This window comes from Tistrella mobilis KA081020-065, assembly GCF_000264455.2.
GTDB classification, from domain to species: domain Bacteria; phylum Pseudomonadota; class Alphaproteobacteria; order Tistrellales; family Tistrellaceae; genus Tistrella; species Tistrella mobilis.
Genome location: NC_017957.2, coordinates 588,858 through 605,835, shown reverse-complemented (window position 1 = coordinate 605,835; position 16,978 = coordinate 588,858). Strand labels below are relative to the sequence as shown.

Here is a 16,978-nt window from a genome sequence, read left to right as displayed (position 1 = left end):
ATGACCGCCGGGTCAGCGAAAGCTGCCGAGATACAGCCAGCCGCCGCCGCTGGCCTGGTCGGTCGGGAAGTAATAGGCACCGCCTTCCTGCTGAACGAAATAGTCCAGCGTGTTGCGGTAGGTATTTTCGTAGTGGAACAGGCGTCCGACCGTGCCCTCGCCACGCTCGCCCCATTCGAGGAAACGGTCGACCCTGTACCACGCGGCCTGGTGGCGGTCTGCCTCGCTGCGGGCCATCGGGCGCATGAACAGGGCCGTCAGATCATCCGCCTCCCCAACATACCAGAAGGCGGCGTTGTCGGTGGCCGTCCCGGGCAGGTCCCCGCATCCGGCACTCGCCACCCGCTGGAGGAAATAGCGGCGGCTGGCCGCCGCGTACCACAGCGCCCCAACGACGCCGGCCCGCACCGGGGGTGACGGCGCCTCTGCCCGACTCCTCGGGCAGGTCACCAGCTGGGTCGTGCCGTAATAGGTTTTCAGGGCCGCATCGAGCGTGGCGCTGGCAGCCTGAGCGCGGGCCCGCAGCGGGTTTGGACGGTGGTCGACGAAGGCATTGGCGTCGCCCAGATACCGCCACCACTGGTTGTCGGTACTCTCGGTCGGAAAATACCAATAGGTGTCGGCCTTGAGCAGGAAATACTGCCGTCGGCCATTGTAGGGATTGTCGTAGCCATAGAGTTCGCCGGGCCGGCGGCCGCTGCGGGCATCGCTCCGCCAGGCGTGCACCGGCCCATAGGTGTCGGCCAGCTGGCGCTCCAGTTCCTGCTCGCTGTCCAGCACTGGCGGTTCTGGCGCCCAGCGGGTGAAATCGGGCAGGCGCGGCACCACCGCCGTCTCCCAGCCGTCATCGCCGCCGATCACCACCGGGTCGGGCAGGGCCGCGGGCGGCACAGGCACCGTGAAGGACTGCCGGCGCCCGGTGCGGTCGACGAAGGTCGCCGTGACCGGCAGGTCGCTCTGACGCAGATTGATGTGGAACTTATTCATCTGCCCGGCCGCGTGACGCGCATTGCCGAGCGCGATCCGCCGCGTGCCGGCAGGACCGGAGATTTCCAGCCACGCCGTGCCGCTGGTCGATGCCGGCGGCGGCAGGTCGAAGACCTGGCCGTAATTGCCGTAAAGCGGGCAGAGGAAGGTATCGAAGCGGGCATCGGGATCGAAGAAGCCGACCAGGGTGACCACCGGCACGCCGGAATGGACCGGTTTCGGCCCGCCCGGTGCGAAGGGCTCCATGCTGTGGCTGGCGGGGTTCCATTTGCGATAGCCGGTCGCACTCGACGGATCGGGCACGGGTGTGGCGGCAAAAGCCTGCTGAACGCGCCGGATGCTGTAGCCGGTGTGCAGCGTCAGCCGGGTGATCGCACCGCTCGGCCGGCCGCCCGCCATGGGGTCGGCGTTGAAGGTATAGCTGCCGGCGAAGGGCGGCGTGGTCACCCCTTCGATGACGGTGTCCTGGGGGGCCGCCTCCCACCACAGATTGCCGATGAAGCGGCTGCGCCAGTCGTCATAACCCCAGCCGCTGGCAGGATTCTGCGCCGACCACTGCCCGCCGCCGGGATAGTGGCCCAGGCCGTGATTATGGCCCAGCTCGTGCGAGAATTCGTTGCCGTCGGTCGAAATCAACGTCGCCATGCCGTTGCCGCCGCTCAGGCCATGGACCTGGACGCCGTTGGCATAGACGCCGACATTGGTGTGGACGACCACCTGCCGGTAATATTGCGGCTGGACCTGCTCGGCACCGGCGGTGTCGACGATGCCGAAATTGGCGTTGTTGATGCCGATCGAGATCATCGCCTTGCCGATGTTCTCGCGCATGTCGCCATCATAGACACCACCCTGATCGGTGCTGGCGGTGGTGTAAAGCCGGCCATCCGGCATCCGGATCGGCTGGAGGCGTACCGGCAGATAGGCCGCGACGATCAGCCGGCGCACGGGGATCTTCTGAAAATAGTCCAGCCCGGCCATGGCCGGGTCCTGCTCGAACCAGTGATGATCGCCATAATCGGTCAGCATGCCGATGCGGATGTTCTGCAGCACCAACTCTGCCGGCGCATCGAAATCGATCCCCGATGCCGGCAGGTTGCCGGTCCGTCCGTCATCGCTGCGGAAGGTGAGGTCGAGCCCGCTGGCCATCCAGGCGGCAGGCAGGCGGGCGCTCCAGGCGCGCGTGGTGTAGTCGAGCGGCGCGCGGCTGTCGGTCGCCGGCTGATCCGAGGTCACCAGCCCGCCGGGCGGGACGAGCACGATCGCCTGATCGGGGCGGCCGGTCCTGAAGACGCTGATCGCACCGGCCGCCTGTTCGGGCATGAACAGCACCAGCCCGGCACGGCCGGTGACCAGGGTCGGCAGTTCCAGGCCCGCATTGCCCCGTGCCGCAACCGTGTGATGCTGCACGAAGGACGCCTCCCCACGCAGGGCGCCGGTCACGTTGATGGTCAGCGCCCGGCCGTCGGTGAACCCGATCGTGCCCGGGGCGATCCGCGCCTCGGGTGCCGCAGAGGCCGGCGCTGCGGCCAGCGCCCGGGCAATCGCCGCCTCGGATTCCGGGCCGGCGAGCGCCCGCAGGATGGCGTGATCGGGCGCCAGGCCCTTGCGCTGCAGATCAGCCAGCGCCGCACCGACGATGCGGTCATGCTCGTCGGCAGCAGGGGGTTCGTCCAGGGGCATGGGATGTCTCCGGGATGACGCAGGCTGCGACGGCGACATGCATGGGAGACGACGGTAGGCCCCTTTAGCAGAATTATCGAGTCCAGGTTGTTTTGTTTCTATATAAATGACCTTTAGATGTTGTGCCTCCGTCATCGCCACCGGAAGACCGGCGCCCGCTTCTCCATGAACGCCCGGTAGCCTTCGGCGAAATCGGTGCCGGTGAAGGAAGCGGCCCAGGCCTCGGCAAGCTCGGGCGTGGGCTCGTCGGCGCCGAGCGTGATGGCGTCGACCATGCGCATCATGGTGCGGATGGTGTATTGCGAGACCGAGGCCAGGCGTTCGGCATAGGCGGCGACCGTCTGGTCCAGCGCCCCGGCCGGGACGACGCGGTCAACCAGGCCGATGCGCAGCGCCTCGTCGGCCGCGATCAGGCGGCCCGAGAACAGCATGTCCTTGGCGCGCGACGGGCCGACCTTGCCGACCAGGCGGCGGGTGGCGTTGAAGCTGTAGGCAAGCCCCAGCGTCGCCGGCGGGATCGCGAAGCGGGCATCTTCCGTGGCGAAGCGGAAATCCGAGGCCAGCGCCAGGCCGCAGCCGCCGCCGACGCAGGCGCCGCTGATCGCGGCGATGGTCGGACGGTCCAGCGCCACGATCGCCTCCTGTGCCGCCTCCACCGCCTCGTTATAGGCGCGGGTGCTTTCGGGCGTTTCATAGACCTCGGGGAATTCGGCGATGTCGGCGCCGGCGCTGAACGCCTTGCCGCCGGCGCCGGTCAGCACCACGACCAGGGCTTCGGGATCCTCTGCAATCTCGGCACAAAGCGCCGGGATCGCCCGCCACATGGCCGCGGTCATGGCATTGCGTTTCGCCGGCCGGTTCAGCACGATGCGCGCGATCGGCCCCTGCCGTTCCAGATAGATCTCCTGCTCCATTCGGCCTCTCCCGATTGCCTGCCTGCGGTCGCCGCAGCTTAGCGCGATCGCTGTGATATTTGTCCAGACATTTTAAAATTTGTCCGTACATATTTCTTGTCAGGATCGGCTGCCCGTGCTTTGCTCAAGGGCATAACAACCTGCGACGGCGTGTCGGGAGCCGCCGTGCCGGACCTGGCGGTCCGGCCGGCGGGGCGCGCCCTATCGGGGATGGCCCTAGCGGGCACGGACGGCAGAGACCCAGGCTTCAGGGAGCCCGACCATCATGCATCATCCGACGCTGCGCCGCGGTTTCGCGGCGATCGCCGCGGCTGCGGCCTTCACCCTTTTCCAGCCCGTGGCGTCACGGGCGGCCGATGTCCAATGGGACGTGTCGCTGCCCTGGGGCCCGACCGAGTTCCATTCCACCAATGCGCAGAAATTCGCCGAAGAGGTGAAGGCGGTCACCGGCGGCGCGGTGGAGATGACCATCCACACCGGCGGCGCGCTGGGCATCAAGGCGAACGAGTCGCTGCGCGCGGTGGAAGACGGCGCGGTGCCGATGGCGGAATACGCCGCCTTCCAGAATGTCGGCGAAATCCCGCTGCTCGGCGTGGAGAGCATCCCCTTCCTGATTTCGGACTATAACGACCTGGCGGCGCTGATGAAGATCGTGCGCCCGGTCTGGGAAGCGGAACTGCAGAAGCGCGGCCAGAAGGTGCTGTATGTCGTGCCCTGGCCCAGCCAGAACTTCTTCACCAAGACGCCGGTCGCGACGCTGGACGACCTGAAAGGCGTGCGCATGCGCACCTATGACCGGGTGACCGCCGACATGGTCACGCGGCTGGGCATGGTGGCGCTGCAGATGAACAATCCCGACATCGTGCCGGCGCTCGCCTCGGGCAAGCTGGATGCGGTGATGACCTCGGGCACCACCGCGGTCGCCCAGAAATATTGGGAGTTCCTGAAGCACGCCTACAACACCAACCATATGTGGGCGTCCAACCTGATGGTGGTGAACCTGGACGAGTGGAACCGGCTCGATCCCAAGCAGCAGAAGATGATCGAGGCCACCGCCCATAAGCTGGAGCCCCAGTTCTGGGAGATCAGCAAGGCCGAACACGCCAAGCGCATGGACGAGCTGCGCGCCAACGGCATGACCGTCGAGCCCGCCTCCGACGCGCTCAAAACCGCAATGCGCGAGGCCACCGCCTCGATGGAAGGCGAGTTCGTGACGGCGAACCCCGCCGCCGCCCCCCTGCTCGACGCCTATCACAAGGCCGTCGGCCACTGATCCGGACCGCCGGCGCCCGGGCACCCTGTCTCCCCCTTGGACCTGGGTCGTCTCTGCCTCCCCCTCGGCGGCCCCGGCCTTCAGGCCGGGCGCCGGCGGACGGACCTCCACACCTCCCGCCCCCACCCCTTCACGGTCACCACCCAAACTGGATTGGGGCGTCATGACGGCCCTGCGCCTGCTTACCCGCTTCATCGACCGCCTGAACTATGTCGGCGCGGTCGTGGCGGCCCTTGCCGCCGCCCTGCTCGCCCTGCTGCTGATCGTCGAGGTGATCACCACCTCGGCCTTCGCCTGGTCGCAGCCCTGGGCGATCGAGTTCAGCACCTATCTTCTGGCCTTCGTGCTGTTCTGCGGCACCGGCTGGACGCTGCGTACCGGCGGCCATATCCGGGTCGCGGCGGTGACCCAGGCCCTGCCGCCGGCCGCACGCCGGCTGATGGACCTGGCCGGCAGCGTCTTCGGCCTGGGCGTCACCGGCTTCATCGCCGTCGCCATGGTCTCGCAGGCGATCCGCACCGCCGAGATCGGTTCGCGGTCGTTCTATCCGCTGGCGACGCCGCTGATCATCCCGCAGGGTCTGCTTGCCGCCGGTTTCGTGCTGCTCGCCCTCGCCTTCCTCGCCCGTGTGCTGCGCGCGCTGGTTAATGATCCGGTGGAAGATGCCGGCCGACATGCCGGAGGGATCGAATGAGCCTGCCCCTGCTTCTGGTTTTCGGCATGCTGGTGGGGCTGCTCTCCGCCGGCGTCTGGGTGGGCATCACCCTTACCTCCATCGGCCTGGTCAGCCTGGAAGTCTTCCGCAACATGCGGGTCGACCGCTTCCTCGCAGGCGATCTCTGGTCGACGGCCACCTCGGCCGAGCTGGTGACCCTGCCGCTGTTCATCCTGATGGGTGAGCTGCTGTTCCACACCCGGCTCTCCGAGAACCTGTTCTCAGGGCTTTCCCCCTGGACGCGGCGCCTGCCCGGCCGGCTGCTGCATGTGAACGTGCTGGGCTGCACCCTGTTCGCCGCGGTTTCGGGATCCTCCGCCGCCACCACCGCGACCGTCGGGCGGATCACGCTCAAGGAACTCCTGGCCCGCGGCTATGACCGCAACCTCGCCATGGGCTCGCTGGCCGGTGCCGGCACGCTCGGCTTCCTGATCCCGCCCTCGATCCCGATGATCGTCTATGGCGTGCTCGCCAATGTCTCGATCCTGGAACTGTTCATGGCCGGCATCGTGCCGGGGTTGATCCTGGCGCTGCTCTATATGGGCTATCTGGGGTTGCGGACCACGATCGACCCGTCGCTGCTGCCCGAGGCAGAACCGCGGCTGTCCTGGGGGCAGAAATTCGGCGCCCTGCTGTCGCTGGCACCGGTGCTGTTCCTGATCCTCTTCGTCATCGGCTCCATGTATCTGGGCTTCGCCAGCGTCACCGAGGCGGCGGCGATGGGCGTGCTCGGCGCCCTGCTGGTGGCGCTGGGCCAGCGCACGCTCACCTGGCGCAAGCTGTTCGATGCCCTGCTCGGCACGGTCCGCACCTGTTCGATGATCGGGCTGATCATCTCGGGCGCCCTGTTCCTGTCCAAGGCCATGGCACGGCTGGGCCTGCCGGTCGAAATCGCCGGCCAGATCGAGGCGCTGGGTCTGCACCCCTATATGCTGATCGCGGTGCTGCTGGTCTTCTACCTGATGCTGGGCTGCATCCTCGACGGGCTGTCGGCGATCGTGATGACCCTGCCGGTCACCCTGCCGCTGGTCACCGCCGCCGGCTTCGACCCGATCTGGTTCGGCGTCTTCCTGATCGTGACCGTCGAAATGGCCCAGATCACCCCGCCGGTCGGCTTCAACCTGTTCGTCATCCAGGGCCTGACCGGCACGCCCATCCTGAAACTGGCCCGCGCCGCCCTGCCCTTCTGCCTGATCATGGTCGCCTTCGTGATGCTGATGGTGCTGGTGCCCGAGGTGGTGACGGCGCTGCCGAAATCGCTGTCATAGGGCGATCACCACCGATGCCCCTCCCCGCACCCGGCGCCCTGACCGCCCTGATCCGCCGCCATGGCGCCTGGCTGATGGCGGCGGGCGCCGGGCTCGGCATTCTGCTGCCGGATCTGGCGGCCGCGGCCAATCCGGCACTGCTGCCGCTGTCGTGCCTGACCATGTTCCTGGCCCTGCTTCGGGTGGAGCCGGCGGCCTTCGTCGCCGTGCTGCGCCGGCCGGGGCTCGGCATCGTGGTGATTTTCTGGATCCTGCTCGCCTGCCCGGTGCTGGTCTGGTGCCTGGGGCGGCTGGTGCTGCCGGCCGACGACGTCTTCCTGCGCGCCATGACCCTGATCGCGGCGACACCGGGCATGATGTCGGCGGCGGCCTATGGCGTGCTGCTGGGGACCGATGTCGCCCTGCTCACCCTGGTCGGGCTGCCGACCAATATCCTGGCGCCGGTGATCCTGCCGGCGGTGGCGCTGCTGCTGGGCGGCGGGGCGGCGATCGATCCGGTGGTGACGGCGCTGCGTCTGGCGGTGATGATCGGGGCAAGCTTCGGCGGCGCCTTTCTGGTCACAGCCCTGATCGGCCGACCGCGCATCAGGCGGGCGGCCCCCGCCATCGACACCGGCATCACCCTGCTGGTGGCGGCGGTGGGCCTTGCGGTGATGCACGGGGTGGGGCCGGCGCTGGTCGCGGCCCCCGGCTTCATGACGCTCGCCATCCTGTCGACGCTGGCGCTGAACCTGGCACTGCAGGCCACGGGCTTCGCGGTCTTCGGCTTCGCGATCCTTGGGCCGGTCCCGGTGCAGGCGCGGCTGTCGGCGGCGCTGGTCTCGGGCAATCGCAACATGATCCTGCTGCTGGCGGCGATTTCCGGCCAGGGCGACCGGCCGCTTGAGCTGATCATGGCGGCGGGGCAGCTGCCGCTTTACCTCTCGCCGCTGATCGTGGCGCCGCTCTACCGGCGGGTGCGGCTGCGCGCCGGGCGCTGACTGCGTTGAGGGGGGCGGTCAGACCAGCCCCCGCTTCGCAGCCTCCAGCGCGGCTTCCGCCCGCGAGCAGATGCTGAGCTTGGCGTAGATCGCCTTCACATAGCCGGCAATGGTGTGCTCGCTGAGCGACAGCAGCCGCGCGACTTCGGCATTGCGCAGGCCGCGGCCAAGCAGCGACAGCACCTCTATTTCCCGGGGCGTCAGGGTGACGTCGGGATCGGCGGGGGAAAGCGTGGCGCCGGGGGCGGTCGGTACGGGCGCGGCCGGGCTGCGCAGCCGGGCCAGGATCCGCCGCGCGATCGAGGGCGAGAGCGGCGGGTCGCCTCGCTCGATCCGGCGCAGATACTGCGCCAGCAGCCCGGCATCCTGATCCTTCAGCAGATAGCCCTGGGCGCCGGCGGTGATGGCGTCGAACAGATGGCCGTCATCGTCATAGATGGTGGTGACGATTGGCATCACATCGGGCCGGGCGCAGGCCAGTTCGCGGATCAGCTCGATCCCCGACCCGTCGGGCAGGCCCAGATCGACCAGGGCCAGATGCGGCACGCTGCGGGCGGCATCCACCGGGCCGAAACACCCGGCCATGGCCGTGCGGGCCGAGGCCAGGCTGTCGGCCGTCACCACCCGGATGCCCGGGAAGGTCAGGGTCAGCATCTCGACCAGCCAGGCACGGGTGGGGGCCAGGTCTTCGATCACGAGACCGATACGCTGTTCGGTGCTGCTGCCGCTCATTCCGTGTCCTCAAGCTTGGATGCCGATGTCAGCCGGCTGTCGCCGGACGTGTGCCCTCCAGCGGCAGTTCAAGATCCACCCGCGTGCCCCTCGGCTGTTCGGGGAAGGCGATCCGGCCACCCAGATCGCCCACCCGCCGCGCCAGATTGCCGAGGCCGAGGCCGCCGGATGGCCGTTCCCCATCGGCGTCTGCACGGCCGTCGGCATCCGCAGCGGCGGCCGCCACCAGGCCGATCCCGTCATCCGCCACCGAGAGGTACAGCGAACCATCCTCGACCCGGATCTCGATCCGGACGGTGGTGGCCGCTGCATGACGAATGACATTGCTGATGATCTCGCGCAATGCCCCGAACAGGTTGCGGTAGACCGCATAATCGAGCGGCAGCTCGTCATGGGCACCGTCGTCCAGCGGCCAGTCCAGCGCCAGGCCCGCCGCCTCCAGCCGGCCCGAGGTTTCGTGGCGCAGATCCGCGATCACCCGGCCGAGCGGCATGGAACCGCGGGCAAGGCCGGCGGCGATGGTGCGGATATCGGCGAGCGCGCTACGGATCAGGCTGCGGGTCTCGCCCAGATCGGCCTTGTGCAGCCCGGTCAGCAGGCGGGCGCCGACATCGTCGTGCAGGTCGCGGGCGATCCGGCGGCGTTCCTCGGTGGCGCCGCGTTCATAGGCGGCGCGGCCCTCGTCGGCATGGCGCATCAGCTGGGTCATCTCGCGCGCCAATTGCAGATGCGCGGGGCCGAACAGGCCGCGGCCACGCCAGGGATAGCGCACCTCCAGCGCCGGCGCGTCGGCGGTGGGCGGCAGCAGCAGCATCACACCATCGGCATCGGCCCGGGCCACCGACACCTCGCCCCGGGCCGGCTCCAGCGACAGCGGGTCGAAAACGGTGCGGATCAGCTGGCGCCAGCGTTCGGCGCGCTCGGCCGGGCGCGCGGTGAAGGCGACCTCGATCACCTGGCGGAACAGCTCGTGATCGGCGATCGGCCGGCGCAGCACCATGCGCCGCCACAAGATCTCGCGCAGCGGCAGATAGCCGAAACCGACCACGATCAGCGACAGCCCCAGCGACGGCGCCTGGTCCAGCCCGATCAGCCAGATCAACACCCCATCCATGGCCAGCAGCAGCATGGCGCCAAGGGTGTAGAACATGACCTTGAAGGCCCATTCGTCCAGCTCGAACAGCCGATAGCGGCGCACGCCGAGTGCCAGGCCGATATAGATCAGCAGGAAGAAGCCGAAGGCCATGCCCTGAGAGAGCAGCGGTTCGGTGCCCAGCGTCAGCGGTACCATCATCGCCATGGTGAAGGCGCCGGCCCCCAGCACGATCGACAGGCCCAGCCAGCGCAGCGCCGCCCGCGCGGTGGGATCGTGGCGGTTCTTCCGCCACTGCACCCCGATCAGGGTGACGATCAGGATCATCTCGATCAGCGTGGCGTAATAGCCGCCATAGCCGGGGCCGGGCGTCAGCCGCAGGGTGTCGAGCACCCAGAGCACCGCCACGGCTATGCCGACCGCAACCGGCACCAGGTTCGACACCAGCCGTTTGGGATAGACCAGGAACAGCGAAATCATGGCGGCGCCGAAGCCGATCGCCCCCAGGTGATTGAGCGCCGACAGCTCGCGGAACAGCATGCCGTCGATCGCCAGTTCCCGGGTGCCGTAGACCGCGGCGGAAAAGGCCGAAACGGCAAGGGTCGGCGCGCTCAGGAAGAACATCAGCGGGCCCGAGCCGTCGCGGCGCAGCCCCAGAACCCAGCCGCCGATCAGCATCGCGCCGACGCCGGTCATGATCTGCACCCAGAACAGCAGCGGCAGATCCAGGATCGGCCGGGCATCGGCGGGCGCGATCCACAGCCGGATCGGCTCTCCCTCGGGGTCGACCAGATGCAGCTCAACCCAGTCGGCGGCCAGAATGGCGGCCAGCCGGGTCTGGCGGTCCTGGAAGGCGATGATCGCTGGGAAGCCCGGCAGCATGTCGCTTTCCTCGATCAGATCGCCGGGCAGAACCTCCTCGCGCCGGCCGCCGGCCTCGATCGCGACCAGGCGCATGCCCTGGGCCACCCCCGCCGCTGCGGCGGGGCCGTTGCGGGCGACGGCCGCGATGCGCACGCCCGGCTCTCGCGCCGGGCCGGCGTCGCCGTCATCCACCAGCCGCAGCCCCGTCCAGGGCTGGTCGACGGCAAGGAAGGTCGCCGCCCCGGCCAGGACCAGCCCGACGAAGAAGGCGCAGAGGATAACGAGGCTGGGGGACCATCTGGACACGGGGGGTGCGCCGATCCGTTCTGTTCCGGTCGATGACTGGAAACTAACATGATCTTTACAATGCCCCATCGCAATTTTTGCGAAGCGCCCCAATTCGTGACACTCCATGCATACCGGCCGGCCTCTCCCGCCCCCGCCGATTTGACCGGACGCCGCGGAACGCCTAGCCTGAAGCCGGAACGGATCCGCAGCGGTGCGGATGGCTGAAGATGGAGGCATAAGGCATGGCGGCAGGGTCCGGGCGCAGTGGGACCGGTGGGGCCAGGGGTGGTGCAGGCAACGGCGCCGCACCACGGCGGGGCCGCCGCAAGGTCGTGCTGACCGACGAGCCGATCCGGCCGGCCGCGCGCCTGGTTGCGACCCAGGATCATGTCGAAGCCGGGCTGCCGGGGGCCGTTGAAACCGGTGGGCTGGGCGACCTGGACGAGGCCGAGCGCGAGACCCTGCATGTGCTGCTGGGCGCGGGCATCGCCGCCAACAGCCGCCTGGCGCTGATCAAGGACGCCCGCTATCTGGCCGGCTGGTGGGCGGCGGCCAATGGTGGCCAGCATCTGCCCTGGCCGGCCCCCCCTTCGGCGGTAGTCCGCTTCATGGTCCATCACCTTTACGATGCGGAAGAACGCGCCCGCAATCCGGACCATGGCATGCCGCGGGCGGTGGAAGAGAAGCTGCTGGCCGCCGGGCTGAAACGCGAGGCGGGGCCGGCTGCCCCGGCCACCGTCGCCCGCCGCCTGGCCAGCTGGGCCTCGCTGCACCGCATGCGCGGGCTCAAACCCCCGACCGAAGACCCCGGCGTGCGCGAGGTGCGGCGCAAGCTGATGCGTGCCTCCACCTACATGCCCGGCCGCAAGGCCCAGGCGCCGGTTCTGGCCGACACGCTGGAAGCCCTGCTTCAGGCCTGCGAGATCGATATCGACCGCGAGCCGCTGCGCGCGGCGCGCGATGCCGCCCTTCTGGCGGTGATGTGGGCGTCCGGCGGGCGGCGGCGCAGCGAGGCCGGCATGATCCGGATGGAACATCTGCGCCGGGAACGGCCGCAGCCGGCCGAGATCGCCCCCGACGGCGCGCTGACGCCCGAGGGCACGGCGGCGGGTTGGCTGCCCGCGATGACCATCGCCCTGCCCCGCACCAAAACCACCCGCGCCGTGGACGGCGCCCGGGTCTGGCTGATCGGCCGGCCGGTGGAGCTGCTGGATGCCTGGCTCCAGGCCTCGGGCATCCGCTCAGGCGCGGTTTTCGTGCCGATCGACCGCCACGGCAATCCGCGCATCACCCCCGACGGCCGCGGCTTCGGCCGGCGCGGCCTGGATGGGTTGAGCGGCCAGGCCGTGGCGCGGATCGTGAAGACCCGCGCGGCACAGGCCGGGCTGGACCCGCGCCAGATCAGCGCCCATGGCCTGAGGTCCGGCTTCATGACCGAGGCGGCCAACCGCGACGTGCCGATCCAGCAGGCCATGGCCCAGTCGCTGCACCGGTCGATCGCGGTCGCCGCCCGCTATTACGACGAAAGTGCCGCCGCCCGTGGCCGCGGCGCCCGCCTGCTGGCCGATCCGCCGGCGCCCGCACCGCGGCGGCCCAAGGCATCGGATCTCTGATCGGCCGACGCCCCGATCAGTCTGCCTCGCGGGCGATCCGGGCGATTTCCGCCTCCATCTCGGCATGGAAGCTCTCGCGCGACCACAACCGGTCGTCGCCTTCGGCATAGGCCTCAGCATTTCGGCGGTAGAGGAAGGCGTTCAGCCGGTTGGCGGCGGCATTGTCGCGGGTGCGCACCACCTTGCCCGGCGTGCCGACCACGATCGAATTGGGTGGGATCACCGTGCCTTCCTTCAGGCAGCTCTGCGGCGCGATGATCGAATTCTCGCCGATGACGCAATCATCCATGATGGTGGCGCCGATGCCGACCAGCACGTTGTCGCCGATCGTGCAACCATGGATGGTGACATGATGGGTGATGGAACAGTTGCGGCCGACATGGGTGCCGGTCCGGTTGCCGACATGGACCATCACGAAGTCCTGAATATTGGTGTTCTCGCCGATCACCACATCGAACATCTCAGCCCGGAAAACGGCATTCATCCAGACCGACACGCCGGCCTTCAACGTTACCTTGCCGAAGATCGCCGCCGAGCGATCGATCCTGGCCGCAGGATCCACGACCACCTCCGGCCCGATCCTGAGCCCGCCCGCCCTGCCGGCGGCGATATCCGCACCACTGATCATTCCCTTGTCCCTTGTTGTCGCGGCTGAATGCCCGTCTCCATCCCCGCCGGCCACTCTGCCGCTGCCGACGATGATCTGCAAGCCGGGAGGGGTGGGGATCAGCGTCAGGTCATCTTCCGGCACACCGCCATCAGTGCCTGCCGGAACCATCGGTGTGCCGGGTCCGCGTCGAGACGGGGGTGCCACATCAGGCTGATCGCCAGTTCGGGTGTGGTGAAGGGCAGGTCGAACCCCTGCAGGCCCTGCGCCGCCCCCTGCCCGTGCGCCATCTGCCCGTGCAAGAGGCAGGATTGCGGTACCAGAGCGACCAGGTCGGACCGGCGGGCAACCGTCAGCGCATCGAGAAAGCCCGGTACCACCGCGACAATCCGGCGTTTCAGGCCGATCTCGTGAAGCGCCTCGTCCACCGGGCCGGTCATGGCCCCCCTGCGCGACGCCACGACATGGCTACAGGCGGCATAGCGCTCGGGCGTCATCACCCCGTCGAACACCGGGTGGCCGTGGCGGGCCGCGGCGATGAAGCGATCGCGAAAGATCATCTGGCTGCGCATCTCGGGCGCCGAGGCGCCGGTCGTGCCGACCTCGACGTCGATCAGCCCCTCCCGCAGCGGGCGCACATCCTTGTCGGGCTTCGGTGCGAAACGGAGCCGGACCAGTGGCGCTTCCTGCGTGATCGCAGCGACGATCCCGGCCGCAAAGAGCGATACAAAGCCTTCATTGGCGCGGATCGTGAAGGTTCGCGCCAATGACGCCGGATCGAGATCCCCCGCCGCCGGCGTCAGCACGGCATGCGCCTCGCGGACAAGGACATGAAGACGTCCGGCAAGGTGCTCGGCATGGGGGGTCGGCACCAGCACGCGCCCGGCCTGCACCAGCAGCGGGTCGCCCGTCGCCGCCCGCAGCCTCGCCAATGTGCGGCTCATGGCCGAGGGACTGAGACCAAGGCGCCCGGCAGCCCGGGTTACGCTGCGCTCCGCCAGCAGGACGTCGAGGGCGGTCAGCAGGTTCAGATCGATCGCGGTCATGGCAGGCTCATCCCCGGCGCGGCAGGACGCAAGGCGTCTGCTGCAATGATCGTTTGTATCTGATGCATGTGGTGCATGTCATGGCCGCCGGCATAATCGGACGGCACGGATGAAAGGAGCCACATATGAGCAACCTGCCCACCGAAACGCCGAAGACGATCCTGATCGCCGGCGCCTCTCGCGGTCTCGGTCAGGCCATGGCAGCCGCGTTCGTCTCGAAGGGATGGCATGTCATCGGCACGGTCCGCGACGGCGGCCGGACAGACCTGCACGCATTGGCCGATGCCTGGCCCGATCAGATCACCATCGAGCCACTCGACATCACCGAACCCGCACAGATCAGGGCGCTGCGCGAGCGGATGCCGTCAGGCGCTTTGGACATCCTGTTCGTCAATGCCGGAACCGCCAATCGGGACGCTGCCGCGCCGGCCGCCCGGGTCGCAACCGAAGACTTCATGCAGGTGATGCTGACCAATGCCCTGGGCGTGATGCGGGCGGTCGAAGGGCTTGAGGACCTGGTCAAGTCCGATGGTCTCTGATCGGTGTCATGTCGTCGGGCCAGGGCAGCATCGCCAACAACACCAGCGGCGGCTTCGAGGTCTATCGCGCCAGCAAGGCGGCGCTCAATCAGCTCATGCGCAGCTATGCCGCCCGCCAGGCCGGCGACCCGCGTGCGATGGTGCTGATGGCGCCGGGCTGGATCCGCACCGGGCTGGGCGGGCCCGGCGCACCGTTCAGCATGGAGGAGACCATTCCGACCCTGGTCGACACCCTGATCGCGCAGCAGGGCAGGCCCGGGCTGCGCTTCATCGACCGGTTTGGCGACACGGTGTCCTGGTAGTGGATCGTGGGCCCTGGTAGTGGATCGCGGGCCGTGGGAAGCGATCGCGGACTAGTCCGTCGCCTGGCAATGGGCGGCGGCGCGACGGCCCGCGGTCCAGGTCGCGTCGCGGCCCTTGCCGCGGAGTTCGTGGCGCGGGGTGGCATACCAGATGCCCGAGGCGGCGATCTTCTGGGGCAGGACCAGGGGCGCCCCCTCGCCGGTCGACACGACCGCGCGGCTGTCTTCCAGCGTCGGGCCGTTGATGAAGCGCACGTCGAGACGGGTGCCGTCGTCACACACATAGGTTGCAGTATAGACGCTGTTTACATCTTCTGAAGGCGACGCCGCCACCGGATCCGGTGCCGGCGGCGGGGGCGGCGGCAGGTCGCGTTCGGCGGCACAGCCGGCAATCATGCAGGCCAGAATGACGGACGGGGCCAGGCGGCCCCGGATCAGGGATAACATGACCGGAAACCTCCCTCGTGGTCTCCGGCCAGCAGATCCCGTCCCGGGCACAAGCGCAAGCGCGGCCCGCAAATGCTCACGGCGGCAGGTGGCGATCAGGCCGCCGTGCAGTCGGTCACCCGCCCCGCGACCATCCAGGCCGCCCCTGTGCCCCTGAGCAGCAGGGCGTTGCGATTGGTCTCGTACCGGCCGGGCTCCACCGCCGGCAGGATCAGCCCTTCGCCATCGCTGGTGCGGATGACGGCATGATCGGGTTCGTAGCGAACCTTCAGCGCCGAGCCATCGGCACAGCTGAACTGCGCCGACCAGGGCCCGGACAGCTGGGCAAAAGAGGACGTCTCGGAAGGGCCCCCTCCGCAGGCGGCAAGAATCATGCAGGACGTGACGGCGAAGACGGCGGTCCTGGGCACGGACGACCTCCGGTAACAAACGGAACGCAGGGGGCTCTTTCACGAAACCCCCTTTTTGCCACCACCGCCAGCGTCCTTTCCGAGAAAATGTCGTGAAAAACCAATCAAGACGAGATCAATAGAGTGTGCCCAAGGCTTCACGCGTGAACGCTTGCAGCTCTGAGCTGCGACCGTCGCGGATCTTGGCGACCCAGTCCGGATCCTTCAGCAGCGCCCGGCCGACGGCGACCAGGTCGAACTCGTCACGCTCGAAACGCTCGATCAATCCGTCGAGGGACGCCGGTTCCGAGCCCTCGCCGCGGAAGGCGGCGACGAACTCGCCCGAGAGCCCGACCGAGCCCACGGTGATGGTGGGCTTGCCGGTCAGCTTGCGCGCCCAGCCGGCGAAGTTCAGCTCCGAGCCCTCGAATTCCGGCTCCCAGAAGCGGCGCTGAGAGCAGTGGAAAACATCGGCGCCGGCATCGGCCATCGGCTCCAGCCAGGCGGCCATCTCGTCGGGGGTGTTGGCGAGGCGGGCGGTGAAATCCTGCTGCTTCCACTGCGACAGGCGGATGATCACCGGATAGTCCGGCCCCACCGCCGCACGCACCGCCTTCAGGATCTCGACCGCGAACCGGCTGCGTTCCGGCAGGGTGGCGCCACCCCAGCCGTCGCTGCGCTCGTTGGTGCCCGACCAGAAGAACTGGTCGATCAGATAGCCATGGGCGCCGTGCAGCTCGACGGCATCGAAACCCAGGCGCTGCGCATCGGCGGCGGCCTGGGCGAAGGCCGCGATGGTGTCGGCGATCGCCGCCTCGGTCATCGGCTCGGTGAAGCGCTTGCCGGGAGACGACAGGCCCGAGGGGCTGTCGATCGGCCCGGGGGCCTTCCAGTCGGTCATCGGGTTGCGGGCCGAGCCCACATGCCAGAGCTGCGGCGCCATCAGCCCGCCCGCGGCATGAACCTCGTCGATCACCCGCTTCCAGCCGGCAAGCTCCGCCTCGCCCCAGAAGCGCGGCACTGCGGGATCGTTGAGCGAGGCCGGCCGCGCCACGCCGGTGCCTTCCGAGATGATCAACCCCACCCCGCCTTCGGCGCGGCGGCGGTAATAGGCCGCGACATCCTCGTTCACGATGCCGCCCGGCGAGAAGGACCGGGTCATCGGCGCCATGACGATGCGGTTGGGCAGGTGCAGGGGCCCCAGGTCGAAGGGGCGGAACAGGATCTCGGTATCGGCCATC

General features: G+C 68.7%; 14 protein-coding genes and 1 pseudogene. 6 read left to right on the top strand and 9 right to left on the bottom strand.

Annotated features, from left to right (window positions below):
* Nucleotides 1–12 precede the first annotated feature (12 nt).
* Together TMO_RS20525 and TMO_RS20520 are read right to left on the bottom strand one after the other, a co-directional pair.
* On the bottom strand, nucleotides 13–2,667 hold the full coding sequence (locus tag TMO_RS20525) for a M66 family metalloprotease (RefSeq protein ID WP_014747621.1): 2,655 nt from the start codon (nucleotides 2,665–2,667) through the stop codon (nucleotides 13–15).
* Between the two features lie 131 nt (nucleotides 2,668–2,798).
* Nucleotides 2,799–3,581, bottom strand: coding sequence for an enoyl-CoA hydratase-related protein (locus tag TMO_RS20520; RefSeq protein ID WP_014747620.1), 783 nt, complete (start codon nucleotides 3,579–3,581; stop codon nucleotides 2,799–2,801).
* 265 nt (nucleotides 3,582–3,846) lie between these two features.
* On the opposite strand from TMO_RS20520, the gene TMO_RS20515 reads away from it, so the two are divergent.
* The 4 genes from TMO_RS20515 (at nucleotide 3,847) to TMO_RS20500 (ending at nucleotide 7,817) form a co-directional block, all read left to right on the top strand.
* Nucleotides 3,847–4,854, top strand: coding sequence for a TRAP transporter substrate-binding protein (locus TMO_RS20515; RefSeq protein WP_014747619.1), 1,008 nt, complete (start codon nucleotides 3,847–3,849; stop codon nucleotides 4,852–4,854).
* A gap of 163 nt (nucleotides 4,855–5,017) precedes the next feature.
* Nucleotides 5,018–5,548, top strand: a complete 531-nt coding sequence (locus TMO_RS20510) for a TRAP transporter small permease subunit (protein ID WP_014747618.1) — start codon at nucleotides 5,018–5,020, stop codon at nucleotides 5,546–5,548.
* Complete coding sequence (locus TMO_RS20505) at nucleotides 5,545–6,837, top strand: TRAP transporter large permease (RefSeq protein WP_014747617.1); 1,293 nt, start codon at nucleotides 5,545–5,547, stop codon at nucleotides 6,835–6,837. The genes TMO_RS20510 and TMO_RS20505 overlap by 4 nt, the downstream gene beginning before the upstream one ends.
* Nucleotides 6,838–6,851: 14 nt before the next feature.
* Nucleotides 6,852–7,817, top strand: a complete 966-nt coding sequence (locus TMO_RS20500) for a hypothetical protein (protein WP_014747616.1) — start codon at nucleotides 6,852–6,854, stop codon at nucleotides 7,815–7,817.
* A gap of 18 nt (nucleotides 7,818–7,835) precedes the next feature.
* Here the strand turns inward: TMO_RS20500 and TMO_RS20495 are convergent, their stop codons facing one another.
* Together TMO_RS20495 and TMO_RS20490 are read right to left on the bottom strand one after the other, a co-directional pair.
* Nucleotides 7,836–8,549, bottom strand: a complete 714-nt coding sequence (locus tag TMO_RS20495) for a response regulator transcription factor (protein WP_014747615.1) — start codon at nucleotides 8,547–8,549, stop codon at nucleotides 7,836–7,838.
* A gap of 28 nt (nucleotides 8,550–8,577) precedes the next feature.
* The gene (locus tag TMO_RS20490; protein ID WP_014747614.1) at nucleotides 8,578–10,812 is read right to left on the bottom strand and encodes a sensor histidine kinase; all 2,235 of its coding nucleotides are present in this window, start codon (nucleotides 10,810–10,812) and stop codon (nucleotides 8,578–8,580) included.
* Between the two features lie 224 nt (nucleotides 10,813–11,036).
* On the opposite strand from TMO_RS20490, the gene TMO_RS20485 reads away from it, so the two are divergent.
* Nucleotides 11,037–12,407 (top strand): tyrosine-type recombinase/integrase, encoded by a 1,371-nt coding sequence (locus tag TMO_RS20485; protein ID WP_051045556.1) that lies wholly within the window; start codon nucleotides 11,037–11,039, stop codon nucleotides 12,405–12,407.
* A gap of 16 nt (nucleotides 12,408–12,423) precedes the next feature.
* Here the strand turns inward: TMO_RS20485 and TMO_RS20480 are convergent, their stop codons facing one another.
* Both TMO_RS20480 and TMO_RS20475 read right to left on the bottom strand, forming a co-directional pair.
* Nucleotides 12,424–13,035, bottom strand: a complete 612-nt coding sequence (locus TMO_RS20480) for a gamma carbonic anhydrase family protein (RefSeq protein ID WP_014747612.1) — start codon at nucleotides 13,033–13,035, stop codon at nucleotides 12,424–12,426.
* Between the two features lie 104 nt (nucleotides 13,036–13,139).
* Entirely contained in the window at nucleotides 13,140–14,060 is a 921-nt protein-coding gene (locus TMO_RS20475) for a LysR family transcriptional regulator (RefSeq protein ID WP_014747611.1), read from the bottom strand.
* Between the two features lie 125 nt (nucleotides 14,061–14,185).
* Between TMO_RS20475 and TMO_RS20470 the strand changes: the two are divergent.
* Nucleotides 14,186–14,901, top strand: a pseudogene (locus TMO_RS20470) (SDR family NAD(P)-dependent oxidoreductase).
* A 51-nt stretch (nucleotides 14,902–14,952) separates the two neighbouring features.
* Here TMO_RS20470 and TMO_RS20465 read toward each other — a convergent pair.
* From TMO_RS20465 to TMO_RS20455, 3 genes are all read right to left on the bottom strand, one after another.
* A complete protein-coding gene (locus TMO_RS20465) occupies nucleotides 14,953–15,348 on the bottom strand; it encodes an MliC family protein (RefSeq protein ID WP_014747608.1) in 396 nt (131 codons plus the stop codon).
* 95 nt (nucleotides 15,349–15,443) lie between these two features.
* Nucleotides 15,444–15,758 carry a hypothetical protein gene (locus TMO_RS20460; RefSeq protein ID WP_014747607.1) on the bottom strand — a complete coding sequence of 105 codons (315 nt, stop codon included), beginning with the start codon at nucleotides 15,756–15,758 and terminating at the stop codon, nucleotides 15,444–15,446.
* Nucleotides 15,759–15,873: 115 nt separating this feature from the next.
* The gene (locus tag TMO_RS20455; RefSeq protein ID WP_014747606.1) at nucleotides 15,874–16,977 is read right to left on the bottom strand and encodes an NADH:flavin oxidoreductase; all 1,104 of its coding nucleotides are present in this window, start codon (nucleotides 16,975–16,977) and stop codon (nucleotides 15,874–15,876) included.
* Between the last annotated feature and the right edge of the window lies 1 nt (nucleotide 16,978).